At 31.7% G+C, this 24,941-nt stretch carries 23 protein-coding genes; 22 read left to right on the top strand and 1 reads right to left on the bottom strand.

The features are described 5' to 3' along the window. Window positions 1-94 precede the first annotated feature (94 nt). From cooS to hisJ, 22 genes are all read left to right on the top strand, one after another. A complete protein-coding gene (cooS, locus tag KGF52_RS02705) occupies window positions 95-2,014 on the top strand; it encodes an anaerobic carbon-monoxide dehydrogenase catalytic subunit (RefSeq protein ID WP_227839058.1) in 1,920 nt (639 codons plus the stop codon). Window positions 2,015-2,318: 304 nt separating this feature from the next. Then, window positions 2,319-3,098: an AAA family ATPase gene (locus KGF52_RS02700; RefSeq protein WP_227433452.1), complete on the top strand. Its 780-nt coding sequence runs from the start codon at window positions 2,319-2,321 to the stop codon at window positions 3,096-3,098. Between the two features lie 240 nt (window positions 3,099-3,338). Continuing rightward, window positions 3,339-5,015 carry a formate--tetrahydrofolate ligase gene (locus KGF52_RS02695; protein WP_227829467.1) on the top strand — a complete coding sequence of 559 codons (1,677 nt, stop codon included), beginning with the start codon at window positions 3,339-3,341 and terminating at the stop codon, window positions 5,013-5,015. An 84-nt stretch (window positions 5,016-5,099) separates the two neighbouring features. Further along, complete coding sequence (locus tag KGF52_RS02690) at window positions 5,100-5,732, top strand: cyclodeaminase/cyclohydrolase family protein (protein ID WP_227829468.1); 633 nt, start codon at window positions 5,100-5,102, stop codon at window positions 5,730-5,732. A gap of 91 nt (window positions 5,733-5,823) precedes the next feature. Continuing rightward, window positions 5,824-6,696 carry a tetrahydrofolate dehydrogenase/cyclohydrolase catalytic domain-containing protein gene (locus tag KGF52_RS02685; RefSeq protein ID WP_227829469.1) on the top strand — a complete coding sequence of 291 codons (873 nt, stop codon included), beginning with the start codon at window positions 5,824-5,826 and terminating at the stop codon, window positions 6,694-6,696. A gap of 35 nt (window positions 6,697-6,731) precedes the next feature. Next, window positions 6,732-7,406, top strand: a complete 675-nt coding sequence (locus tag KGF52_RS02680) for a methylenetetrahydrofolate reductase C-terminal domain-containing protein (protein ID WP_227829470.1) — start codon at window positions 6,732-6,734, stop codon at window positions 7,404-7,406. Between the two features lie 35 nt (window positions 7,407-7,441). Then, window positions 7,442-8,323, top strand: a complete 882-nt coding sequence (locus KGF52_RS02675; RefSeq protein WP_227829471.1) for a methylenetetrahydrofolate reductase — start codon at window positions 7,442-7,444, stop codon at window positions 8,321-8,323. A 41-nt stretch (window positions 8,324-8,364) separates the two neighbouring features. Continuing rightward, the gene (gene lpdA, locus KGF52_RS02670; protein ID WP_227829472.1) at window positions 8,365-9,750 is read left to right on the top strand and encodes a dihydrolipoyl dehydrogenase; all 1,386 of its coding nucleotides are present in this window, start codon (window positions 8,365-8,367) and stop codon (window positions 9,748-9,750) included. Between the two features lie 55 nt (window positions 9,751-9,805). Next, complete coding sequence (locus KGF52_RS02665; protein WP_227829473.1) at window positions 9,806-10,576, top strand: carbon monoxide dehydrogenase accessory protein CooC; 771 nt, start codon at window positions 9,806-9,808, stop codon at window positions 10,574-10,576. A gap of 19 nt (window positions 10,577-10,595) precedes the next feature. Further along, the gene (gene acsD, locus KGF52_RS02660) at window positions 10,596-11,540 is read left to right on the top strand and encodes an acetyl-CoA decarbonylase/synthase complex subunit delta (RefSeq protein WP_227829474.1); all 945 of its coding nucleotides are present in this window, start codon (window positions 10,596-10,598) and stop codon (window positions 11,538-11,540) included. Window positions 11,541-11,570: 30 nt separating this feature from the next. Continuing rightward, window positions 11,571-12,938, top strand: a complete 1,368-nt coding sequence (gene acsC / locus KGF52_RS02655) for an acetyl-CoA decarbonylase/synthase complex subunit gamma (protein ID WP_227839057.1) — start codon at window positions 11,571-11,573, stop codon at window positions 12,936-12,938. Between the two features lie 49 nt (window positions 12,939-12,987). After that, the gene (acsE, locus tag KGF52_RS02650; RefSeq protein WP_227433444.1) at window positions 12,988-13,794 is read left to right on the top strand and encodes a carbon monoxide dehydrogenase/acetyl-CoA synthase methytransferase subunit; all 807 of its coding nucleotides are present in this window, start codon (window positions 12,988-12,990) and stop codon (window positions 13,792-13,794) included. Between the two features lie 56 nt (window positions 13,795-13,850). Next, window positions 13,851-15,977, top strand: coding sequence for an acetyl-CoA decarbonylase/synthase complex subunit alpha/beta (gene acsB, locus KGF52_RS02645; protein ID WP_227839056.1), 2,127 nt, complete (start codon window positions 13,851-13,853; stop codon window positions 15,975-15,977). 86 nt (window positions 15,978-16,063) lie between these two features. Continuing rightward, window positions 16,064-16,441 carry a glycine cleavage system protein GcvH gene (gene gcvH, locus KGF52_RS02640; protein WP_003418363.1) on the top strand — a complete coding sequence of 126 codons (378 nt, stop codon included), beginning with the start codon at window positions 16,064-16,066 and terminating at the stop codon, window positions 16,439-16,441. A gap of 112 nt (window positions 16,442-16,553) precedes the next feature. After that, window positions 16,554-18,482: a corrinoid activation/regeneration protein AcsV gene (gene acsV / locus KGF52_RS02635; RefSeq protein ID WP_227839055.1), complete on the top strand. Its 1,929-nt coding sequence runs from the start codon at window positions 16,554-16,556 to the stop codon at window positions 18,480-18,482. 67 nt (window positions 18,483-18,549) lie between these two features. Continuing rightward, a complete protein-coding gene (locus KGF52_RS02630) occupies window positions 18,550-19,422 on the top strand; it encodes a radical SAM protein (RefSeq protein ID WP_227839054.1) in 873 nt (290 codons plus the stop codon). After that, window positions 19,419-20,357 carry a radical SAM protein gene (locus KGF52_RS02625; protein ID WP_227839053.1) on the top strand — a complete coding sequence of 313 codons (939 nt, stop codon included), beginning with the start codon at window positions 19,419-19,421 and terminating at the stop codon, window positions 20,355-20,357. Before KGF52_RS02630 ends, KGF52_RS02625 begins: the two co-directional genes overlap by 4 nt. 46 nt (window positions 20,358-20,403) lie before the next feature. Continuing rightward, window positions 20,404-21,219, top strand: a complete 816-nt coding sequence (locus KGF52_RS02620) for a lipoate--protein ligase family protein (RefSeq protein WP_227839052.1) — start codon at window positions 20,404-20,406, stop codon at window positions 21,217-21,219. 150 nt (window positions 21,220-21,369) lie between these two features. Beyond that, on the top strand, window positions 21,370-21,561 hold the full coding sequence (locus KGF52_RS02615; RefSeq protein ID WP_227433438.1) for a CooT family nickel-binding protein: 192 nt from the start codon (window positions 21,370-21,372) through the stop codon (window positions 21,559-21,561). A gap of 18 nt (window positions 21,562-21,579) precedes the next feature. After that, window positions 21,580-21,996 (top strand): DUF3842 family protein, encoded by a 417-nt coding sequence (locus KGF52_RS02610; RefSeq protein WP_227433437.1) that lies wholly within the window; start codon window positions 21,580-21,582, stop codon window positions 21,994-21,996. Window positions 21,997-22,011: 15 nt separating this feature from the next. Next, window positions 22,012-22,365, top strand: coding sequence for a zinc transporter (locus tag KGF52_RS02605; RefSeq protein ID WP_227839051.1), 354 nt, complete (start codon window positions 22,012-22,014; stop codon window positions 22,363-22,365). A 211-nt stretch (window positions 22,366-22,576) separates the two neighbouring features. Beyond that, window positions 22,577-23,356, top strand: coding sequence for a histidinol-phosphatase HisJ (hisJ, locus tag KGF52_RS02600; protein ID WP_227839050.1), 780 nt, complete (start codon window positions 22,577-22,579; stop codon window positions 23,354-23,356). A gap of 234 nt (window positions 23,357-23,590) precedes the next feature. Here the strand turns inward: hisJ and KGF52_RS02595 are convergent, their stop codons facing one another. Next, window positions 23,591-24,469 carry a DUF4300 family protein gene (locus tag KGF52_RS02595; protein ID WP_227839049.1) on the bottom strand — a complete coding sequence of 293 codons (879 nt, stop codon included), beginning with the start codon at window positions 24,467-24,469 and terminating at the stop codon, window positions 23,591-23,593. Window positions 24,470-24,941 lie beyond the last annotated feature (472 nt).

The raw sequence follows: 24,941 nt of genomic DNA, 5'->3' as shown, positions 1-24,941 counted from the left end.
ATATAATCAACTTAGAAAGCATTTATTTTATTATTTTATGACATGAAGTCAGTCACCTGGGGGATTTTAAAAATCAAAAAAAGGGGATAGGAATATGGATGAAAAAATGTTAACAATTGATTTAAACAGCCAGAAGATGATAGCAAAAGCTAGAGAAGAAGGCGTAGAAACAATGTATGATAGAAAAGCAGGCTTTAAAGCACAATGTGGTTTTGGTCTTCAAGGGGTTTGCTGTAGAATATGTGGAATGGGACCATGTAGAATAAGTCCTAAAACTCCAAGAGGGTTATGTGGAGCAGATGAGCATACTATAGTAGGTAGAAACTTTGCAAGAATGGTTGCTGGTGGGACAGCTGCCCATTCAGACCATGCTAGAGATATAGCACATACATTAGCATTAGCTGATCCAAATGGAAACTATAAAATAAGAGACGAAGCTAAGTTAATTACTTTAGCTAAAGAATGGGATGTAGAAACAGAAGGTAGAGATATCTATGATGTAGCACATGAAGTGGCAGAAATTGCATTAATGGAATTTGGTAAACCTTTTGGGACATTAAGATTTATAAAAAATGCACCAGAACCAAGACAAAAAATATGGAAAGAATATGCTATAGAACCAAGAGCTATAGATAGAGAAATTGCAACAATAATGCACTCTACTCATATAGGATGTACTGGTGATATAGATAGTTTAATACACATGAGTCTAAGAACTTCTATGGCTGATGGTTGGGGTGGTTCTATGATAGGTACTCGTCTAAGCGATATCTTATTTGGAACTCCAGTACCAAGAAGAACAGAAGCTAACTTAGCAGTATTAGAAGAAAATAAAGTTAATATAATATTACATGGACATGAGCCAGCATTATCAGAAATGATAGTTTTAGCTTCAGAAGAACCAGATTTAGTAGCTTTAGCTAAAGAAGTTGGAGCAGATGGAATAAACTTAGCTGGTATGTGTTGTACAGGTAATGAAATCACAATGAGACATGGTGTAAGAATAGCAGGAGACTTCCACCAACAAGAACTTGCAATAGTAACTGGAGCAGTTGAAGCTGTAATAGTTGACGTTCAATGTATATTCCCTGCACTAGCTAGAGTAGCAGATTGTTACCATACTAAATTTGTAACAACTTCTCCAAAAGCTAAAATAACAGGTTCAACTTATATTGAATTCAGAGAAGAACAAGCTCTTGATGATGCTAAATCAATAGTTAAAGAAGCAATCTTAAACTTTAAAAATAGAGATAAATCAAAAGTACTTATACCTGAATTAAAATCAGGGGCAACAGTTGGGTATAGTGTAGAAGCAGTAGTAAATCAATTAGACAGAGTTGTAAACTCTCATATAGACCCAGCAGGAACAGTTAAGCCATTAACAGACTGTTTAAAATCTGGAGTATTAAGAGGAGCAGCTGGTGTAGTTGGATGTAACAACGCTAAAGGAGTTTCAAATGAAGCTCATGTAACAATAATGAAAGAGTTAATTAAAAACGACATAATAGTAGTTACTACAGGATGTGGTGCTTCAGCAGCAGCAAAATTTGGTTTAATGGAAACTGATGCAGCAGAAAAATATGCAGGTAAAGGTCTTGCAACTGTCTGTAAATTAGTAGGAATCCCACCAGTACTACATATGGGTTCTTGCGTTGATATAAGCCGTATATTAGATTTAGTTGGAGCAGCAGCTAAATACTTAGATATGGATATGTGTGACCTTCCAGTTGTAGGTATAGCTCCAGAGTGGATGTCAGAAAAAGCAGTTGCTATAGGATGTTATGTTGTAGCTTCTGGTATAGACACTTATCTAGGAATAATGCCTCCAATAGCTGGTTCTTCAAGAGCAGTAGATATATTAACTAGCGAATTAAAAGATAAAGTTGGTGCAACATTTACTGTAAATACAAATCCAAAAGAGTTAGCAGCTACAATAATAGAAGATATAGAAAAGAAACGTGTTCACTTCGAAGCATTAGTTGAAGAAAAAATGGGCGTTGAAGCAGAAGCTTAGAAAATGGCTAGAGGCTTAGAAAAAACGATTTTATATCTAAATGAAGATTTTATGGTTGAATAAAGTCAAATATTAAAGAAAATAATATCGAAATACAATGAATATACTGAATAAATAAAATATAAACAATATAATGAAGAATACTAAAACTATACATGCTGCTTTGAAAAGCTAGTAGGGTAAATGTAATTGGTTCCTGTAAGGACTAGCTGTAGTTTATTTTTAGTGTTTAAAAAATAGATAACTACACTAAAAAATAAATAAATAAAATAAAAAGCAAATAGTAATAAAGGTGGTAGGGATTATGAAGATAGCAATAACAGGTAAAGGTGGAGTAGGTAAAACGACTTTTTCTTCAATGCTCTCTAGAATGTTTGCTGAAGACGGATACAGAGTTGTTGCTGTTGATGCCGACCCTGATGCTAATTTAGCTTTAGCACTAGGTTTTCCAAAAGAAGTATATGAATCAATAGTACCTATATCAGAAATGAAAAAGTTAGTTTCAGATAGAACAGCAGCTTCTGTAGGTTCATTTGGAAAAATGTTTAAGATGAATCCTAAAGTAGACGATATACCTGAAAATTTCTGTAAAGAATACAATGGAGTGAGATTACTTACATTAGGAACAGTAGATTCTGGTGGTACTGGATGTGTATGCCCAGAGCATGTTCTTTTAAAAAGACTCTGTTCTCATTTAATACTACAAAATAAAGATGTAGTTGTTATGGATATGGAAGCTGGAATTGAACACTTAGGAAGAGGAACAGCTCAAGGTGTAGATGCTTTTATAGTAGTTGTAGAGCCAGGTGAAAGAAGTCTACAAACCTATAGAAAAGTTAAAAAACTTGGTCATGATATAGGCGTAAATAAGGTATTTGTTGTAGGTAACAAAATCAGAAATAAAGAAGATGAAGAATTTATAATACAAAACTTAGAAGATGGCGAATCTTTAGGATTTATCTATTACAATCAAGATGTTATAGATTCTGATAGAGCTAATCAATCTCCATATGATTCTAGTGAAACAACAAAAGCACAAATTAAAGAAATAAAAGAGAAATTAATGTCACTTAAAGATAAATAGAAATTTTGATTTATAATTGGTTTGTTGGTTAAAGGTAATAAATAGGTATTAGATAGGTAATGAATGATTAATTAGATAAATGACTAGCTATTAAGTAAAGATATTTTAATAGCTTAGTAGCTAGTTTTTAAGCAATTTTACATGTATAATTATCTTATAAAATATAATTTTTACATATTAATACAATTTATACAAAAATTATATTTTAAATCTATTTAGGTTGTGGGAGGAGATTCAGTTATGGGATTTAAATCTGACATTGAAATAGCTCAAGAAGCTAAGCCTCAAGATATTAGAGAGGTTGCAAAAAAATTAGGACTAGGTGAAGAAGATGTAGAACTATATGGTAAATACAAAGCTAAAGTTGACTACAATCTTCTAAAAAGAGAAACTGGGAAAAAAGCTAAGTTAATATTAACTACAGCTATAAACCCAACTCCAGCAGGTGAAGGAAAAACTACTACTACTATCGGTGTTGCTGATGCATTTGCAAAATTAGATAAAAATGTATTAGTTGCTTTAAGAGAACCATCTCTAGGACCAGTATTTGGTGTTAAAGGAGGGGCAGCTGGTGGAGGATATGCACAAGTTGTTCCTATGGAAGATATAAACTTACACTTCACTGGAGATTTTCATGCTATAGGAGCTGCTAATAACCTTTTAGCTGCTATGCTTGACAATCATATTCACCAAGGAAATGAACTTAGAATAGACCCTAAGAAAATAACTTGGAGAAGATGTGTAGACATGAACGATAGACAACTTAGAAATATCGTTGATGGTATGGGTAAAAAAGGTGATGGAGCAGTTAGACAAGATGGATTTGATATAACTGTTGCTTCTGAAATAATGGCAGCTTTCTGTTTGGCAAGTGATATAGCTGACTTAAAAGAAAGATTAGGAAACATAATCGTTGGATATAGCTACGAAGGTGCACCTGTAACAGCGAGACAATTAAAAGCTAACGGTGCTATGGCTGCATTATTAAAAGATGCTTTAAAACCAAACCTAGTTCAAACTCTTGAAGGAACACCATCATTTGTACATGGTGGACCATTTGCAAATATAGCTCATGGATGTAACTCTGTTATAGCTACAAGAATGGCTATGCACTTTGCAGATTATGTAATAACTGAGGCTGGTTTCGGTGCTGACCTTGGAGCAGAAAAATTCTTAGATATAAAATGTAGAATGGCAAACTTAAAACCAGATGCTGTTATAATAGTTGCTACTGTAAGAGCATTAAAATACAATGGCGGAGTTGCTAAAACAGATTTAAATGAAGAAAATCTAGAAGCTCTTGAAAAAGGACTTCCAAACTTATTAAAACATGTTGAAAACATAACTCAAGTATATGGATTACCAGCAGTTGTTGCAATAAACAGATTCCCACTTGATACTGAAGCTGAACTTAAACTTGTTGAAGACAAGTGTAAAGAATTAGGCGTTAATGTTGCTCTTTCTGAAGTATGGGCAAAAGGTGGAGAAGGTGGAATTGCAGTAGCTAAAGAAGTTTTAAGATTATTAGATGAAGAAGAAAATAATTTTAGATTCTGCTATGAAGATGATTTATCTATAAAAGATAAGATAAATGCTATAGCTACTAAGATTTATGGAGCAGATGGTGTAGATTATACTCCAGAAGCTGATAAAGAAATAGCTAACTTAGAAAAACTTGGATTTACTAAAGTTCCAGTATGTATGGCTAAAACTCAATATTCTTTAACTGATGACCAAACTAAATTAGGTAGACCAACAGGATTTAGAATAACTGTAAGACAAGCATCAATTTCAGCAGGGGCTGGATTTATAGTTGCACTTACTGGAGAAATAATGAAAATGCCAGGATTACCAAAAGTTCCAGCAGCAGAAAAAATAGATGTTGATGAAAACGGAGTAATAGCTGGATTATTCTAAGTGTATTAATTTATAAATAAAGAGTAGGAAATATCTCTAAGATAATTTGAGATATTTTCCTACATCCTTTTAAGGAGGATTATCATGAAAATAGCAGATAAAACTTGTGTTGATTTTGTAGAAGTACTATCTTCTAAAGAAGCAGTACCAGGTGGCGGGGGAGCTGCCGCACTAGTTGGTGCAATTGGTATGGCTTTAGGGAGTATGGTATGTAATCTTACAATAGGAAAGAAAAAGTATGCTGAGTATGAAGAAAGTGTAAAAGATATATTAAGTAAAGCAGGAAAATTAGAAAAAGATTTATTAAAAATGATAGATGATGATGCAGAATGTTTCTTACCATTATCAAAAGCTTATGGGCTTCCTAAAGAAACAGAAGAAGAAAAAAGAATAAAAGCAGAAACAATGGAAAAAGCACTAAAAGTTGCTTGTGAAGTGCCATTAAATATAGTAAGAGTTTGTTATGAAGCTATTAAGTTACATGAAGATTTAGTTGATAAAGGTTCAAGACTTGCTATAAGCGATGTTGGTGTAGGGGTTCAATGTTTAAGAGCTGCTATACTTGGTGGACAATTAAATGTAGTTATAAATATAAATTCTATACAAGATCAAGAATATGTTAGTAAAGTAAAAACAGAAGTAGATAAATTAGTTGAAGATGGCGTTAAAACTTGTGATGAAGTTTATGCTAAAGTTGAAAAAGCTCTTGGAAAATAATTTTTAAATGACGAAAGTAAATACTATGTTATTAATATGTGGTATATAGAATAAATTAATTTAAGTTTGCTTGTAGGGGAGTTGTGAATATATGGAAGTAATGTCAACTAAAGGACAGATTATAAAAGGAAAACCTGTAGCTGATAAGATTAGTGAAGACTTAATAAAAGAAGTCGAGTTACTAGTTAAAGAAGGTATAAATCCTAAGCTAACAATAGTTAGAGTTGGAGCAAGAAGCGATGATTTATCATATGAAAGAGGAGCACTAAAAAGATGTCAAAACATTGGTATAACAACTGAAGTGTTGGAATTAGCTGAAGATATAACTCAAGAAGAATATATTGATGTTTTAAAGAAAGCTAATGATGATAAGGATGTTAATGGTATATTATGTTTTAGACCACTTCCAAAACACTTAAATGAAGAAGTTATAAAATATGTCATTGCGCCAGAAAAAGATGTAGATTGTTTTAGTCCAATAAACTCTGCTAAAGTCATGGAAGGTGATAAGAGTGGATTCCCACCATGTACTCCTACAGCAGTAGTAGAAATATTAAAACATTATAATGTTGATTTAAAAGGAAGTAAGGTAACAGTTCTTGGAAGATCAATGGTAGTTGGGAAGCCAGTATCAATGCTTTTATTAAGTGAACATGCAACTGTTACAATATGCCATTCAAAGACTAAAAACTTATCAGATGTAGCTGCGGAAGCAGACGTATTGATAGCAGCTATTGGTAGAGCTAAGATGGTAGATGAAAGTTTTGTGAAAGATGGAGCAGTAGTTATAGACGTTGGTATAAATGTTGATGAAGAAGGAAATTTATGTGGAGATGTTGATACAAATGCAGTTTTAAATAAAGTATCGATGATAACTCCAGTTCCAGCGGGGGTTGGTTCAGTTACAACATCTATACTTGCAAAACACGTAGTTAAAGCTTGTAAGTTGCAAAACAATAAATAGATAGATATTGTGGAAGGTTTAGGGGGGAAGTAGATATGATAATTTCTGAAAATAAACCATTGGAAGAAGTGCTAGGGTACTTAAAGAATTTTGACAAGCTAGTTTTAGTTGGTTGTAATCAATGTGCAGCGACTTGTAAGAGTGGTGGAGAAGAAGAAGTTCTAAAAATGAAGGAAACTCTTGAAGGTGAAGGCAAAAAAATCTTAGGATATGTAATGCTTGATCCTGCTTGTAACCTTTTAAAGTCTAAAAAGGACTTAAAGGCTCTAAAAGAAGAAACTAAAGAAGCTGATGCAGTTTTATCTTTAGCATGTGGAGATGGAACACAAACAATAGTTAAAAACCTAAAAAATAAACCAGTTTATCCAGCTAACAACACTTTGTTTATAGGGGAAGTACAAAGGGTTGGAGAATATGAAGAAGCTTGTAAAGCTTGTGGAGACTGTGAACTTGGTTGGACAGGTGGAATATGTCCAGTAACTATGTGTGCTAAAGGTCTTATGAATGGGGCTTGTGGTGGAGCTAAAAATGGTAAATGTGAAGTAAATCCAGAAAATGATTGTGCTTGGATAAAAATATATGAAAGATTGGAATCTATAGGGCAATTAGAGAATTTAGCAGAAATAAGACCACCAAAAGACTATTCTAAGCAAAATAATCCAAGAAGCTTAAGTGCAAAGAAAAAGAAAGAAGCAACAGCGAATTCATAAAAGTTTTTTTTAGAAGGTTAAAAGGGGGATTAGAGATGAGCTTATTAAGAGAAACACTAGAGAGTGGAAAATTTGCAGTTACTACTGAGATGGCTCCTCCAAAAGGGACTGACCTTTCACATTTAATTGAGTGTGCGAAGCCGTTAGTTGGAAGAGTTCACGCAGCAAATGTAACAGACTTTCAATCAGCAGTTATGAGAGCAACTTCTCTTGCTACATGTAAATTACTAAAAGATGCTGGATTAGAGCCAGTGATTCAAATAACGGGGAGAGATAGAAATAGGATAGCTATACAAGGAGAAATGTTGTCAGCAGGTGTATTTGGAATAAACAGTTTGTTGGCATTAACAGGAGACCATACTAGCGTAGGAGACCATCCACAGGCTAAAGGAGTATTTGATTTAGACTCTGTAGGGATACTTCAAACTGCTGAAACTCTAATGGCAGGTACGGATATGGCTGGTAATAAATTAAAAGGTTCTCCAGATTTTTATCTAGGAGCATCAGTAACTCCAGAATATTCTCCAATAGAAGTTCAATTATTAAAAATGCAAAAGAAAATAAAAGCTGGAGCTAAATTTTTCCAAACTCAAGCACTTTATGACATAAATACAATGAGAAAGTTTAGAGAACTAACAAGGGATATGGATTGTAAGGTATTAGCAGGAATAGTACCTTTAAAATCTCCAGGAATGGCTAAATTTATGACTGCAAATGTACCAGGAATATTTGTGCCAGATGAACAAATCGAAAGATTAAGAGCAGCTGGAAAAGAAAACTGGGTAAGTGAGGGAATAAAAATGGCAGGAGAACTTATCAAACAATTAAAAGAAGAAGATTTATGTGATGGTGTTCATATAATGGCAATTGGGGCAGAAGAAAATATACCTGCTATACTAGATGCCGCAGGTTTATAGTATTACAAGATTGTAGATTATAAGGTTTGGGGGAATTAAGGATGAAAATAGTAGTAGTAGGTGGTGGACCAGGAGGATATGTAGCAGCTATAAAAGCTTCTATGCTTGGTGCAGAGGTAACAGTTATTGAAAAAAGAAGAGTTGGAGGAACTTGCTTAAATGCAGGATGTATACCAACTAAAGCACTTCTTGCTTCTTCAGGGGTATTAAATACTGTGAGGGAAGCAAAGGATTTTGGTATAGAGATAGATGGTACAGTTACACCAAATTTCACTGCTATAATGGAAAGAAAAAATAAAGTTGTAAATCAATTAATAAGTGGTATAGAATTCCTATTTGAAAAAAGAGGCGTAAAACTAGTTAATGGTTTTGGAAAATTGATTGATAAAAATACTATAGAAGTAACAAAAGATGATGGAACAGTAGAATCTATAAAAGCGGATAAGATAATACTAGCTAATGGTTCTGTTCCAGTTGTACCAAGAATGTTCCCATATGATGGAAAAATTGTAATAACTAGTGATGAAGTTCTTGGACTTGAAGATATACCTGAGTCTATGTTAATAGTAGGTGGTGGAGTTATAGGATGTGAAATAGGGCAATTCTTTAGAGCCTTAGGAACAGAAGTAACTATAGTTGAAATGGTTGACCAGATACTATTAAATGAAGATAAAGATGTAGCTAAACAACTACTTAGACAATTTAAGAAAGATAAGATTAAAGTTATTACAGGTATTGGAGTACAAACTTGTGAAGTAGTTGATGGTAAAGCTGTTGCAACTCTTTCTAATGGAAAGGTTATAGAAGCACAATATGCATTAGTATGTGTTGGTAGAAGACCTAACCTTGATAATTCTGGAGTAGAAGATATAGGAATTGAAATGGAAAGAGGAAAAGTAGTAGTTAATGAGCATCTTGAAACTAATGTAGAAGGTATATATGCAATAGGTGATATAATAGATACTCCTTTCTTAGCACATGTTGCTTCTAAAGAAGGTATTGTTGCAGTTGAAAATGCTTTAGGAAAAACTAAAGTAGTAGATTATAGAGCAATTCCAAGATGTGTTTATACTGAACCTGAAGTTGCTGGTGTTGGTAAAACTGAAAAACAACTTGAAGCTGAAGGTGTAGAATACAATGTAGGTCAATTTGATTTTAGAGGACTTGGAAAAGCACAGGCTATAGGACATTTCCAAGGATTTGTAAAAATAATAGCTGATAAAGAAACAGATAAAATAATAGGTGCAGCAGTAGTAGGTCCTCATGCTACAGATTTATTAACAGAGTTATCACTTGCTGTTCATCTAGGATTAACTGTAGAACAAGTAGGGGATGCAATACATCCACATCCAAGTTTATCTGAAGGACTAATGGAAGCACTTCATGATGTACATGGAGAATGTGTTCATTCTGTACCTAAATTATAATAAGTAAACAGAGTACATAAGGCTCTGTGGCTAGATTTAAGGGGGAAGTCTTAAAATGGGATACAATATAGCTGTTGCAGGAAAAGGTGGAACTGGTAAAACAAGTCTCACAGGGCTTTTGATTGATTATTTGGTTAAGGACAATAAGGGACCAGTATTGGTTGTAGATGCTGATGCTAATGCTAACATAAATGAAGTATTAGGTATTGAAGTTGAAGCAACAATAGGAGAAATAAGAGAAGAAGTAAATCAAAGAGAAAAGTTAGGCAATGCATTCCCAGGCGGTATGACAAAAGCACAATATCTACAATTTAGATTAAATTCTATAATTGAAGAAGGCGAAGGATATGACTTATTAGTAATGGGGAGATCAGAAGGGGAAGGATGTTACTGTTTTGTAAATGGGATACTTAGAGAACAAGTAAACAAAATATCTGGTCACTACAAATACTTAGTCATGGACAACGAAGCTGGTATGGAACATCTAAGCAGAAAAGTTACTAGACATGTTGATACGCTTTTATTGGTTAGTGATTGCTCAAGACGTAGTATACAAGCTGTTGCTAGAATAAGAGATTTAGCTGAGGAACTAAAATTAAATGTTGGAAGAATACTTCTAATTGTAAATAAGGTTCCAAATGGGGTTATGAATGATGGTGTCAAAGAGGAAATAGAAAAACATAACCTAGAGCTAATCGGTGTTGTACCTATGGATGAATTGATATATGAATATGATTCTACAGGTATTCCTTTAGTTGATTTACCTGAAGATTCAAAATCTAAAGTGGCTATGAAAGAAATTTTTGCTAAATTAGAATTAAAATAGGCTTAAGGGGGAAAAAAATATGGCATTTAAAATGTCTACTCAAAAATATTCTGGAAAAATATCAGAAGTTGAAGTAGGAATAGGGGAAAAAGCAATTAAATTAGGTGGGGAAAATGTATTACCTTTTTATAGTTTTGATGGAGAAGTAGGGAATACTCCAAAAATAGGTATACAAATATCAGACGTTTATCCTGAAAGCTGGACTGATTCATATAAAGAGTTATACAAAGATGTAGCTAATTGTCCAGTAGAATGGGCTAAATATGTTGAAGCTAATACACAAGCAGATTTTATTTGTTTAAAATTTGATGGTTCTGACCCAAATGGATTAGATAAATCAGTTGATGACTGTGCTGAAGTGGCTAAAGCAGTAGTTGAAGCAATAACATTGCCTTTAGTAGTAGCTGGTTCAGGAAATCATGAAAAAGATGGTAAACTGTTTGAAAAATTAGCTCAAACATTGGATGGTCATAACTGTCTATTTATGTCAGCAGTAGAAGATAACTACAAAGGAGTAGGAGCATCAGCTGGAATGGCTTATTCACACAAAGTTGGAGCAGAATCTTCTGTTGATATAAACCTAGCAAAACAATTAAACGTACTGTTAACTCAATTAGGCGTTAAAGGTGAAAATATAGTTATGAATGTTGGATGTTCAGCAGTTGGTTATGGATATGAATATGTTGCATCTACTATGGATAGAATTAGACTTGCAGCATTTGGTCAAAATGATAAGACATTACAAATGCCTATCATAACACCAGTAGCTTTCGAAGTAGGTCATGTTAAAGAAGCTATAGCTCCAGTGGAAGATGAGCCAGATTGGGGTTGTCCAGAAGAAAGAACTATAGCAATGGAAGTTTCAACTGCAGCAAGTGTTTTAGTAGGTGGTTCAAACGCAGTTATACTTCGTCATCCAAAATCAATAGAAACTATAAAAGAATTGGTTAACGCATTAGCTTAATTAAATTGTTAAGGTTAGGGGGAGAAAATAATGGCATTAAAAGCTTTAGATATATTTAAATTAACACCAAAGAAAAACTGTAAGGATTGTGGATTCCCAACTTGTATGGCTTTCTCTATGAAGGTTGCTTCAGGAGCTGTAGAAGTAGGTAAATGCCCACATATGTCTGATGACGCTATAGCGAAACTATCAGAAGCTACTGCACCTTTAATGAAAGCATTAAAAGTTGGTGCTGGAGCATCTGAATATGAACTAGGTGGGGAAACAGTATTATTTAGACATGAAAAAACATTAGTAAGTAGAAATAGATATGCAGTTTCATTCTGTACTTGTATGAGTGATGAAGCAGTAGACGCTAAAATAGCTAACATGAAAAAAGTTGACTATATAAGAATTGGTGAACAAATGAAAGTTGAAATGGTTGTTTTAGAATACTGTGGAGACAAAGATGCATATTTAAAACTAATAGACAAAATAAAAGGTAGTGGATTAGAAGTAGCTTATATTTTAGCTTGTGATGATGCACAAGCAATAAAAGAAGCTGTTGAAGTATTAAAAGATGCTAGACCAATGGTATATGGAGCAACTAAAGATAACTACAAAGATATGATAGAAGTAGTTAAAGGAGCAAACTTACCATTAGGAGTAAAAGCCGCTAGCTTAGAAGAATTATATGAAACAGTTGAATTAGTTCAATCTGCTGGATATAAAGAATTAGTATTAGATGTAACTGGAGAAAATATAAAAGATACTTACACTAATGCTGTGCAAGTTAGAAGAATAGCTTTAAAAGAACAAGATAGAACATTTGGATATCCTTCAATAGTGTTTGCAAATAGATTATCTAACTCAAATCCTATGATGGAAATTGCTTTATCATCAATATTTACTATAAAATATGGTTCTATAATAGTAATAGATGATATTAGTTATGCTAAAGCATTACCATTATTTGCATTAAGACAAAATATATACACTGACCCACAAAGACCAATGAGAGTTGAACCAAAGATTTACCCAATTAATAACCCAGATGAAAATTCTCCAGTACTAGTTACTGTTGACTTTGCATTAACTTATTTCATAGTTGCTGGAGATATAGAAAGATCAAAAGTTCCAGTATGGTTAGTAATACCAGATGCAGGTGGATATTCAGTTCTTACATCTTGGGCTGCTGGTAAATTTGGTGGAAATTCAATATCTGCTTTCATTAAAGAAAGTAAAGTAGAAGAAGTAACTAATTGTAAAGACATTATCATTCCAGGAAAAGTTGCAGTACTTAAAGGTGATATAGAAGATAACTTACCAGGATGGAATGTAGTTATAGGACCAGAAGAATCTATGGAATTACCTAAGTTCTTAAAAGGATACCAAGAAAAAGCATGCCAAACAAACTAATAAAATATTAACTAACTATTAATATTAAATTTAAAGGGGGACATTATAAATGGAAAAATTTATGATTATAGGTGAAAGAATACACTGTATCTCACCTTCAATAAGAAAGGCATTAGCAGAAAGAGATCCAGCTCCAATATTAAAAAGAGCAAAAGAACAATTAGAAGCAGGAGCACACTATATAGATTTCAATATAGGACCTGCTGAAAGAGATGGCGAAGAGATAATGACATGGGGAGTTAAGCTACTTCAATCTGAATTTAACAATGTTCCTATAGCATTAGATACAGCTAATAAAAAGGCTATCGAAGCTGGACTTAAAGTTTATGATAGAACTAATGCAAAACCAATAATAAACTCTGCTGATGCTGGTTCAAGATTTGATTTAATAGATATAGCAGCTGAATATGAATCAATGGTTATAGGTTTATGTGCAAAAGAAGGTATCCCAAGAGATAACGATGAACGTATGGCTTACTGCCAAGAAATACTAGAAAAAGGCTTAATGCTAGGAATGGAGCCAACTGATATATTATTTGACCCATTATGCTTAGTTATAAAGGGTATGCAAGAAAAACAAGTAGAAGTTTTAGAAGCTATAAAAATGATGACTGAAATGGGACTTTTAACTACAGGAGGATTATCTAATGTATCTAATGGATGTCCTAAACATGTTAGACCTGTTTTAGATAGTGCATTCTTAGCAATGGCAATGGCTAATGGATTTAGTTCAGCTATAATGAATCCATGTGACCCAGAATTAATGAAAACTGTAAAATCTTGTGACATAATCAACGGGGCATCTTTATATGCAGACTCTTTCTTAGAGTTAAATGAAGGTGGATTTGCTTTCTAGGGTTTTTAGGGTATAGTTAATAAAAAATAGGTGTAAATATTAAAGGGGGAAATAGAATGAATCTATATAATATAATCTTTACAGGGTCAGAACAAGCTTTGGGTGCAGCTCAAGCTATGCTAGCTGAAGCTATAGAAAAAAACGGAAAAGAACATAAAGTAGCTTTCCCTGATACAGCATATTCATTACCTTGTATATATGCTGCAACAGGACAAAAAATGAACACTTTAGGGGACTTAGAAGGTGCTTTAGAAGTAGTAAAATCTTTAATCAATAGAACGCATTTATTAGAACATGCTTTTAATGCTGGTTTAGCTACTGCTTTAGCGGCAGAAGTAATTGAAGCATTAAAATACTCAACTATAGATGCTCCATATAGTGAGCCATGTGCAGGTCATATAACTGACCCTATAATCAGATCACTTGGTGTACCACTAGTTACAGGAGATATACCTGGTGTTGCAGTTGTTCTTGGTGAATGTCCTGATGCTGAATCAGCAGCAAAAGTTATAAAAGATTACCAATCTAAAGGTTTATTAACTTTCTTAGTTGGTAAGGTTATAGACCAAGCTATAGAAGCTGGAGTAAAAATGGGTCTTGAGCTAAGAGTTATACCTCTAGGATATGATGTAACTTCTGTTATCCACGTTGTATCTGTTGCAGTAAGAGCAGCATTAATATTCGGTGGATTAACTCCTGGTGATTTAAACGGATTATTAGAATACACAGCTAATAGAGTTCCTGCATTTGTAAATGCATTTGGACCATTAAGTGAATTAGTTGTATCTGCAGGTGCTGGAGCAATAGCTTTAGGATTCCCAGTTATAACTGACCAAACTGTTCTTGAAGTTCCAATGAACTTATTAACTCAAAAAGATTATGATAAGATAGTGGCTACTTCATTAGAAGCTAGAGGAATAAAAATAAAAGTTACTGAAATACCTATACCAGTTTCATTTGCAGCAGCATTTGAAGGTGAAAGAATTAGAAAGAGCGACATGTTTGCTGAATTTGGTGGAAATAAAACTGAAGCTTGGGAGCTTGTTGTTAAGAAAGAAGCAACTGAAGTTGAAGACCATAAGATAGAAATAATAGGACCAAACATAGATGAAGTTGAAGCAGATGGTGTATTAAGATTACCACTTGCTGTAATAGTTAAGATAGCTGGTAAAAACATGCAAGAAGATTTCGAACCAGTTCTTGAAAGACGTTTCCACTACTTCTTAAACTATATAGAAGGTGTAATGCACGTTGGACAAAGAGATATGGCTTGGGTAAGAATCTCTAAAGATGCATTTGATAAAGGCTTTAGACTTGAGCATATAGGAGAAGTTTTATATGCTAAGATGTTAGATGAATTTGAATCAGTTGTTGATAAGTGTGAAATAACTATAATTACAGATGCTGAAAAAGTTTCTGAATTAAAAGGTGAGGCAATAGCTAAATACAATGCTAGAGATGAGAGATTAGCTTCATTGGTTGATGAAAGTGTAGAGACTTTCTATTCTTGTAACTTATGTCAATCATTTGCACCAGCTCACGTTTGTGTTGTTACTCCTGAAAGACTTGGTCTTTGTGGAGCAGTTAGCTGGTTAGATGCTAAAGCTACTAAAGAATTAGACCCTACAGGTCCTTGTCAACCAATAGAAAAAGGTGAATGTTTAGACGATAGAACAGGTGTATGGAACTCTGTAAATGAAACTGTAAACCAAATATCTCAAGGTGCAGTTGAAGCTGTTACATTATACTCTATATTAGAAGACCCTATGACTTCTTGTGGATGTTTCGAGTGTATCTGTGGTATAATGCCAGAAGCAAATGGATTTGTTGTAGTTAACAGAGAATTCCCAAGCGTTACTCCAGTTGGTATGACTTTCGGAGAACTTGCTTCTATGACAGGTGGAGGAGTTCAAACTCCAGGATTCATGGGACACGGAAGACACTTCATATCTTCTAAAAAATTCGCTTATGCAGAAGGTGGACCAGAAAGAATAGTTTGGATGCCAAAAGAATTAAAAGATTATGTAGCTGATAAATTAAATGCTACAGTTAAAGAAATGACTGGAATAGAAAACTTCTGTGATATGATTTGTGACGAAACTATAGCTGACGATTCTGAAGGTGTATTAGCTTTCTTAGAAGAAAAAGGTCATCCAGCATTAGCTATGGAAAGTGTAATGTAATTGATGGAAAATTTAAAATAATGTGATATAATATTAATATGATTTAAATAAATTAATCAATAATATAATATTGGGGGTCTATCGAAATGAAATTATTACCAGAATTAAAATACTCTAAAGATCATGAATGGGTAAAAGTAATTGATGGAGATGTTGTATATATAGGTATAACAGATTATGCTCAAGATCAATTAGGAGAAATATTATTTGTTGAAACACCAGAAGTAGAAGATACTGTAACTAAGGGAGTAGATTTTGGAGTAGTTGAATCTTCTAAAGTAGCTTCTGATTTAATATCTCCTGTTAATGGTGAAGTATTAGAAGTTAATGAAAAATTAGAAGATGAGCCAGAATGTATAAATGAAGACCCATACGAAAACTGGATATTAAAAGTAAAACTAGCTGATGTTGCTGAGCTTGATACGTTATTAAGTGATAAAGAATACGAGGCTGGATTAGAATAATTAAAGACTAGGGATATTATTATAATTGGGGAAAGTATAGTAAAATTTGAGTGCACGCAAATTTAGCTATACTTTCCTTTTATAATATATAGAACAAATTGGGAGGGATATCATGATAAAGGTAAATTTTATGCCAAACAATAAAGAAGTTTATTGTAACGAGGGAGATATATTACTAGAAGTAGCAAGAAATGCAGATATATTCATAGATGCTCCTTGTAATGGAAATGTATCTTGTGGTAAATGTAAGGTGAAGTTGTTAAAAGGTAAGGTTGATACAGAAAAAACAAGACATATAACAGATAACGAATGGGAGCAAGGTTATATATTAGCTTGTTGTACAAAAGTAATCTCAGATATAGAAATTGAAGTTCCTTCTAAAGTATCATCTTCTATGCATGGTATGAAGATAGAAGGTAGTAACAAACAAAAAGATAGAGAAATTTTTGAGAGAGCTAAAAAAATAATAGAAAAGCATAACTTACAGTTTAAGACAAATATAAAGAAGAAATACATAGAAATGGAAGAACCAAACTTAGATGATAATATAAGTGATGTAGATAGATTAGAAAGACATGTTAGAAATCATCTGGGGTACAATGAAATAGATTTTAGATTAGATATACTTAGAAAGATGCCAACGATATTTAGAAAGAGCGATTTTAAAGTTACAATAACATATGTTCAAAAACAAAAGAAACTTACAATCATAAATATAGAAGAAGGAAATAAGGAAAATTCTCTGTATGGAGTTGCAATAGATATTGGTACAACTTCAGTAGTTGTATGTTTAGTAGACTTATATTCAAAAGAAGTAGTAGATAAAGCATCATCTGGAAATGCTCAGATAAAATATGGAGCAGATGTTATAAATAGAATTATATATTCGACTAAGAAAAACGGATTAGAAACTTTACACAAAGCTATAGTTGATGAAACTATAAATCCTCTATTAAAAACATTATATGAAAGAAATGGCATAAATAAGGAGGATGTAGTCACTTTAGTAGCTGCTGGAAACACAACTATGACAAGTTTATTCTTAGGGGTGTATACAGACTTTTTAAGACAAGAACCTTATATACCTCCATTTTTAAAATCTCCAAAACTTATGGGTGAAAATGTAGGCCTTTTTGTAAATGACAGTGCATATGTGTACTTAGCTCCATCTGTAGCAAGTTATGTAGGAGGAGACATAACAGCAGGGGTATTATCAGCAGGGATATGGTCAAGTGAAGAAAATGTTTTATTTATAGATTTAGGTACCAATGGAGAGATAGTATTTGGAAATCAAGACTATATGATGAGCTGTGCATGTTCAGCAGGTCCTGCATTTGAAGGTGGAGGCATAAGCTGTGGGATGAGAGCATCAGCAGGAGCAATAGAAAAGGTGGCTATTGATAAAGAAACTTTAGAGCCTACATTAAAAATAATAGATGAATGTGCGCCAGTTGGTATATGTGGTTCTGGTATAATTGATTTAATTTGCCAAATGATTACTAAGGGTGTAATAGATAGAAGAGGTAAGATATACAGAGATTTAAACAATAAGAGAGTTAGATTTAATGAACATGAAATAGGAGAGTATGTATTAGCATTTAAAGAAGAATTCGATTTGGAAAATGATATAGTAGTAAATGAAGTGGACATAGATAATTTCATTAGAGCTAAAGGAGCTATATATTCAGGAGCATATACTCTTGTAGATAGCTTGGGTATGGATTTTAGTATATTAGATAGAGTTTATATAGCAGGTGGTATAGGAAATAACTTAGATATAGAAAATTCAATAATTATAGGATTACTTCCTGATATCGATAGAGAGAAATTTACTTATATAGGAAATAGTTCACTTGTTGGTTCTTACTTGGCTCTTATAAGTAAAGATGCCAAAAATAAACTTGAAGAAATAGGTAGACAAATAACTTATGTTGAACTTAGTGTTTATCCAAGTTACATGGACGAATTTATTTCTGCATGCTTCTTACCACATACAAATATAGAGCAGTTCCCAACTGCAAAACAACTACTAGAAGAGTAAAATATCAAAATATAAATGCATAGATAGAGAAGTAAAACATAAAAACATAACTGTAGAGGATTAAATTATGTATAAGGATTTGTCTGAAAAAATGAGAACTGCGTTTGACATTAAATTAAGTAATTTCGAAAATGAGATAGAGTTTGCTTATCCTAATCAGACACTAGCTCTTAGTACGACAAGTAATAAGTGTAGTCTTAAATGTGCTCATTGTAATGGTCACTATTTAGAAAATATGATACCAATTGAGGATTATGAAGAAAAAGTTAAATCAAGAAATATAACTAGTTTTTTATTAAGTGGTGGTTGTAGTTATGAAGGTGATGTCCCAATAAATACCCATATACAGACCATTAAAGAATTAAAGGAACAAGGCTACAGATTAAATGCTCATTTAGGGCTTATGGATAAAGAGAGTATTATAGAATTATGTAAGTATTTAGATATAGTTTCTTTCGACTTGGTATTTGATAAAGAAACTATAAAAGAAGTTTATAAAATGGATAAAAGCAAAGAAGATTATATTAAAACTTACAATACAATAAGAGAAAATACAGAAGTAGCACCACATATATGTATTGGTTTAAAAGGAGGAAAAGTAAAAGGTGAGTATGAGATTATAGAATACTTACAAAAAAATCCTCCTAATAAACTGACATTTATAGTTCTTATTCCCACGAAAGGTACTGAATATGAAAATGTAGAACCTCCTAAGTTGGAAGAAGTAGCAGATGTTTTATGTGAAGCGAGAATTAGTTTACCAAATACAGAGATTAACTTAGGTTGTATGAGACCTAGAGGCGTATATAGAAAAGAGTTAGACCAATTAGCTATAATGTGTGGAGTTAATAAAATAGTTCTGCCATCAAAATCTGCTAAGAACAAGGCTATAGATATGAATATGACAATAACTGAATGTAAGGAGTGTTGCGTTTTATGATTAGATTATCATCAGGGACAGCAATAGAACTTGGAATATTAAATAAAAAAAGCGATATACCTCCTACTACAGCATATATAATGATTGGGGAAAAATGTATAAACAAATGTAGTTTTTGTTCTCAATCAATAGAAAGCAGTACTAGAAAAGATAAATTATCAAGAGTAGTTTGGCCAGAGTATTCTAAAGAGGAAATACTGGATGCTTTGAGAGCATATAAGGGAAAGAATATAAAGAGAATATGTATACAATCAATGGCAAGTGAAGAGGCACATAAATCCGTCTTAGATTTTATAAATTATATAAATGGTAAAATAGATATGCCTATTTCATTGTCTGCAAAGTTAGAAAGTAATGAAGAAATAAATAAGTTTTTTTCTGCTGGAGTAGATAAAATAGGAATAGCGATAGATGTAGCAAATAAGGAATTATATGAAAAAATAAAAGGATATAATTATGATGAAAAATTGAATTTTATAACAAAAATGTCAAAGTTATATCCTAATAAAATCAGCACACATATAATTGTTGGTATGGGAGAAAGTCATGAAGACATATACAACCTATATACTTATTTAAAGAAGAACAATATAACTATTAGTTTATTTGCATTTACTCCAGTTAGAGGAACTAAAATGGAAAAAATAAGTCAACCAAATATAGAAAGTTACAGAAGGGTACAGCTAATGTCCTATATGGTAAATAAAGGTTATTCACAAGAATGCTTTGAATTTAAAAATGGATACTTAGAGAATATAAAACTCGATGATGATATTGTATCAGATATAAACAGGGGTTACCCTTTTGAAATAAGAGGCTGTAAGGATTGTAATAGACCGTATTATAATGAAAGACCAGGAAGTACTATATATAATTATTCAAGACCTTTAAATCAAGATGAGATAGATTTGTCTATAAGAGAACTAAATCTGTAAATGATTTCTTGAATATATTTATACTAAAGATTGGGGCGTAATAATCATGAATCAGTGGAGAGTTATACATAATAAATCATATGATGGTGCAATGAATATGGCAATTGATGAAGCTATATTCACTGCATATAAAAAAGGCTGTGTGAAGCCAACACTTAGATTTTACACTTGGAAGCCAGCTTGCTTGAGTGTAGGATATTTTCAAAAACTTGAAGATGAGGTAGCTTTGGATAAGTGTAAGTGCATGAATATAGACTATGTCAGAAGAATCACAGGAGGAAGAGCTGTATTACATGATAATGAGCTAACTTATAGTATAATTATAGGAGAAGATAATCCTTTAATTGATAAAAGTATAAATCTATCTTATAGATATATAAGTGAAGGTTTAGTTAGAGGATTGAATTTAAGTGGTATAGAAACAGATAACTTAAATAGTGGAGAGAGAATAGGTAGAGAAAATTTATCAGCTGCATGCTTTAATGCACATGCATCATATGAAGTTACTATTAATAATAAAAAGGTTATTGGAAGTGCTCAAAGTAGAAAAGATGGTGTTTTGTTACAGCATGGTTCAATAATAATGGATTTTGATGTAGAAAAATTGTTTAAATTAATAAAGACTAAAACACCAGAACTAAAGGAAAGAGCAATGAAATTTACAGCTAAAAAGGCCAGTGGAATAGAGAATGAAATTGGTAAAAAAATAGACATAGATACTCTACAAGCTAATCTAATAAAAGGACTGGCTAGTCAATTTAATGTTGAGTTTGTAGAAGAAGAATTGACTGATTATGAAAAGCAATTAGCTGAAGAATTATATAAAAAATACAAGGATGAAGAGTATAATAAAAAGCGTTAACTTTAATTGACTTTAGGCAAATTAAAGTGATATACTTAAGGTATAATAATATACGAAAATTGAAATCATGAAGGTTTCTTTGGTGTATTGAAATACCTGAGGAAGTCTTTTTTTGATTTTTAATAAAAATCATATTAGGAGGAGATTTATATGTGTGAATCATCAGCTTTCATTTGTAAAAATAACAATGAATTAGAAAAGGTTATGGAAAATGTGGTTAATATAGACCCTTGTGATGGAAAGATTTATTTAACTGATTTATTAGGAGAACAAAAAATAATAGATGGAATAATCAAAGAAATAAGATTGATGGACCATAAGATAATAATACAAGAAAATTAATTAATAGGGGAATTTCATATGATAATAGCAGTGATAGATGGAATGGGTGGAGGTATAGGAGCCCAGATAGTTTCTTCTTTGAGAGAAGAATTACCTACATATGTAGAAATTTATGCACTAGGAACTAATTCTATAGCAACTAGTTCTATGATGAAGGCTCACGCTAATAAAGGAGCTACAGGGGAAAATGCTATAGTAGTATCAGCTAGAAAAGCCAATATAATAGTTGCACCTATTTCTGTAATAATACCTAATTCTATGATGGGGGAAGTCACTTGTAATATAAGTGAAGCTATTGCAGATAGTGAGGCACTTAAGATACTTTTACCTATTATGCCAGAAAATATAGAGTTAGTTGGATTAGAAGGTAAACCATTAGCACTACTTGTAAAAGATTCTGTTAATGTTATAAAAAAAGAATTTAATATAAAATAACAGGGGGAATAACTAATGATGTTTGATAAAGAGATTGTAAGATACCACCATGGGCACCATGACCATGACGACCATTGCCATGAACATACTCATGGAGATATATGTCACGAACATCCACACGACCATGCTCATGACCACGACCACGAACATAATCATGAAGAATCATCAGAGTCTAAAGATGAGAAAACTTTAAAAATACTTTTAGTACATTGGATAAATCACAATGAGACTCATGAAGAAGGATTTAGAGAGTGGGTAGAAAAGGCAAGAGCTATTGGAAAAGAAGAAACTGCAAAGAGTATTGAAAAAGCTATAGAGTGTATGGAAGAAGCAAATAAAATGTTATTAGAGGCTAAAAAACATATGTAAATATGATTGTTAAAATCGCTTATATATTTTGATATAGGCGATTTTTTATGTTTTATTGATATTTAATTATTGAAATTTCTAATGAGTATGTACTATACTTTAATGAGGAAATTTATTATAGACTAAGTTATTTAATATATCTTCGCCTTTAAAAGTTACTGAAGGCAGTTAAGGAGGAGTAGTTCAATTTAATAAAAGGAGAGCATTAGTTATGAAAGATGGTCATATACATTCACCTTATTGTCCTCATGGAAGTAAGGATGATTTTGAAAAATATATACAAAGGGCAATTGATGTTGGTCTAACAGAAATGACATTTACAGAGCATTTTCCATATCCAGAGGGATTTAAAGACCCTGCACCCGAAAATGATAGTTGCATGAATCTTGAAAATTTATCAAATTACCTTAATGATGTTAAAAATTTTAAGCAAAAATATGAGGGGAAAATTAAGATAAATGTAGGAGCGGAAGTAGATTTTCTTGAAGGTTATGAAGAAGGCATAAAAAACAATTTAGATAAATATGGTGATGAATTAGAGGATTCTCTATTATCAGTACATATAATTAAAATTGATGGTGATTATTGTTGTGTAGACTATAGTGTAGAAGCGTTTCAAAATCTGATTGATAAGCTTGGAAGCATTGAAGCTGTTTATAATAAATATTATGAAGCATTAATAAAAGCTGTAAATGCAGACTTAGGTACATATAAACCAAAGAGAATAGGTCATTTAAATTTAGTTAGAAAGTTTAATCAAGTATTTCCATATGATTATGAAGGAAATAAAGTTCTTGAAGAATTAATAAAGTTAGTTAAAGAAAAAGGATATGAACTTGACTACAATGTTTCTGGAAACAGAAAAAAATACTGTAAAGAGCCTTATGTAGATGGATACTTATTAGAATTAGCAAAAAAATATGATATTCCATTGGTTTTGGGCTCAGATTCTCACTGTGCAGAAGAAATAAATAATTATGATATAGGCTAAAGATGTATATATTATAATCTTAAAGTTATGATAATTTATATTTTCAAAGTATTTATTTAAAAGACTGTAAGTAGATTTATGTAAAATAAATCTACTTACAGTCTTTTTGTTAAATTAGAAAATATCTATAGATTTGTTCAGTATTAGAGTTTCACAATTAATATTTTTTCGTTGATATTAGCCTACTTTTACTTATCTTAACAATCATAAAGATAATTTTAATGTTTAGAAATATTACTGCATAAGTTTATCATTTTCCATTATTATTGGGTCTAGTAATTCTACATCTCCTTCTGACATCTTTAATCTATTGAACATATAATTTTTCACATCTTTTTTACTTTTGAACTTAGTAACTTGGTAAGGGGATGTAGAACCATATTTTTCCATAAATAAAATATCTTTATCAGTCTTGATACATATACCTGTATGACCTATAAATACATTTTTAGTTTCTGGATAACGAAGAAATCCACTTATAATAGACATATTTTTATTATCTTTAAAAGATATTTTTCTTTTTTTCCATTCTTTTTTTATTTGTTCTGCATTTTTATTTATATCATCTGTGTCTTGAGTTGGTATTGCAGAAAAAAAGTTAATAAATTTTTCTACATCCTTTGAGCTAAATTTTGCATCTCTATTATTCATTATAGTATCTAAATCAATACTTAAATCGATAGAATCTCCAGTAAACTTCTCTTTTGAGTTTATGAAATCTTTAAAAAGTCTAAAAGCTGTTATTCTGCAATTTACATCCATATAGTTAGGAAACTTTTCCATCCAGTTATCTTGTAATTTATCTAAATTATATGGAACCTGCTTTGTGTTAATTGAACTATATCCAGATTTAGATATATTTACATTGTCTTGAAGTATTTTAATTTGAAGTTTGTTGTAGCTCCTAACTGATTTAATAAAAATATCAATATCTTTCTTATCTACTCTATTTTCTTCTAATACATTTTTTACTTGATTTTGTGTCTTTTTATCTATCATGTTTGAGTATACTAATCTGTTATTATCTTTAATAGTTGAATATGCAAAGATTGTAAGCATGCTTGATAACACTAAAACAATTGACAATATTGCTATTAGTAAATTTTTTCTCACCTGTTTTTCTCCTTTATAAATTTATTTTGTCGACATATTTATAGTATATAGTACATTTAATTTTAGCTTCAACATGTTTTTAATTACAAAACTGTTGTAAAAAATATAACTTTATTTAAAACTTTTTTTTAATATATAAAAATATACACTAAATAGGGGTATGTATTTTTTGAATTTTCAACTAATTTATTTGGATATTGATTATATGATTTTATAAGTCAAAAATAAGTAAACTATCAATGAAATACATAGTGAGATTAGTTTTTTGAATGTAGTATTTTTAGTAAATAAGTAGGTTTGAGATATATGATAAATTTTATTTTATTAAAAACAAAGTTTATTAAGTTCAATAAATACAATATTAGAGTAATTAAAAATTTTATTTTTTTAATTCAACTATTCCCTAAAAAGGCAGGTTTTAAGGAAGAGTTAAATTAAAAAGTTTGGTTACATAATAGTAATTTTAGTTACA

The organism is Clostridioides sp. ZZV15-6597, from assembly GCF_020657815.1.
GTDB lineage: Bacteria > Bacillota > Clostridia > Peptostreptococcales > Peptostreptococcaceae > Clostridioides.
Note: the sequence above shows the minus strand (reverse complement) of the source record. Positions and strands in the feature narration are given on the sequence as shown.

Bases quoted from the DNA above. Each gene is read 5' to 3' on its own strand.
- hisJ (WP_227839050.1), top strand. From the start codon at position 22,577: ATGAAAGATGGTCATATACATTCACCTTATTGTCCTCATGGAAGTAAG.
- KGF52_RS02605 (WP_227839051.1), top strand. From the start codon at position 22,012: ATGATGTTTGATAAAGAGATTGTAAGATACCACCATGGGCACCATGAC.
- KGF52_RS02695 (WP_227829467.1), top strand. From the start codon at position 3,339: ATGGGATTTAAATCTGACATTGAAATAGCTCAAGAAGCTAAGCCTCAA.
- KGF52_RS02685 (WP_227829469.1), top strand. From the start codon at position 5,824: ATGGAAGTAATGTCAACTAAAGGACAGATTATAAAAGGAAAACCTGTA.
- KGF52_RS02665 (WP_227829473.1), top strand. From the start codon at position 9,806: ATGGGATACAATATAGCTGTTGCAGGAAAAGGTGGAACTGGTAAAACA.
- KGF52_RS02690 (WP_227829468.1), top strand. From the start codon at position 5,100: ATGAAAATAGCAGATAAAACTTGTGTTGATTTTGTAGAAGTACTATCT.
- acsE (WP_227433444.1), top strand. From the start codon at position 12,988: ATGGAAAAATTTATGATTATAGGTGAAAGAATACACTGTATCTCACCT.
- KGF52_RS02610 (WP_227433437.1), top strand. From the start codon at position 21,580: ATGATAATAGCAGTGATAGATGGAATGGGTGGAGGTATAGGAGCCCAG.
- gcvH (WP_003418363.1), top strand. From the start codon at position 16,064: ATGAAATTATTACCAGAATTAAAATACTCTAAAGATCATGAATGGGTA.
- cooS (WP_227839058.1), top strand. From the start codon at position 95: ATGGATGAAAAAATGTTAACAATTGATTTAAACAGCCAGAAGATGATA.
- acsB (WP_227839056.1), top strand. From the start codon at position 13,851: ATGAATCTATATAATATAATCTTTACAGGGTCAGAACAAGCTTTGGGT.
- KGF52_RS02700 (WP_227433452.1), top strand. From the start codon at position 2,319: ATGAAGATAGCAATAACAGGTAAAGGTGGAGTAGGTAAAACGACTTTT.
- acsV (WP_227839055.1), top strand. From the start codon at position 16,554: ATGATAAAGGTAAATTTTATGCCAAACAATAAAGAAGTTTATTGTAAC.
- KGF52_RS02675 (WP_227829471.1), top strand. From the start codon at position 7,442: ATGAGCTTATTAAGAGAAACACTAGAGAGTGGAAAATTTGCAGTTACT.
- lpdA (WP_227829472.1), top strand. From the start codon at position 8,365: ATGAAAATAGTAGTAGTAGGTGGTGGACCAGGAGGATATGTAGCAGCT.
- acsD (WP_227829474.1), top strand. From the start codon at position 10,596: ATGGCATTTAAAATGTCTACTCAAAAATATTCTGGAAAAATATCAGAA.
- KGF52_RS02620 (WP_227839052.1), top strand. From the start codon at position 20,404: ATGAATCAGTGGAGAGTTATACATAATAAATCATATGATGGTGCAATG.
- KGF52_RS02615 (WP_227433438.1), top strand. From the start codon at position 21,370: ATGTGTGAATCATCAGCTTTCATTTGTAAAAATAACAATGAATTAGAA.
- KGF52_RS02680 (WP_227829470.1), top strand. From the start codon at position 6,732: ATGATAATTTCTGAAAATAAACCATTGGAAGAAGTGCTAGGGTACTTA.
- KGF52_RS02625 (WP_227839053.1), top strand. From the start codon at position 19,419: ATGATTAGATTATCATCAGGGACAGCAATAGAACTTGGAATATTAAAT.
- acsC (WP_227839057.1), top strand. From the start codon at position 11,571: ATGGCATTAAAAGCTTTAGATATATTTAAATTAACACCAAAGAAAAAC.
- KGF52_RS02630 (WP_227839054.1), top strand. From the start codon at position 18,550: ATGTATAAGGATTTGTCTGAAAAAATGAGAACTGCGTTTGACATTAAA.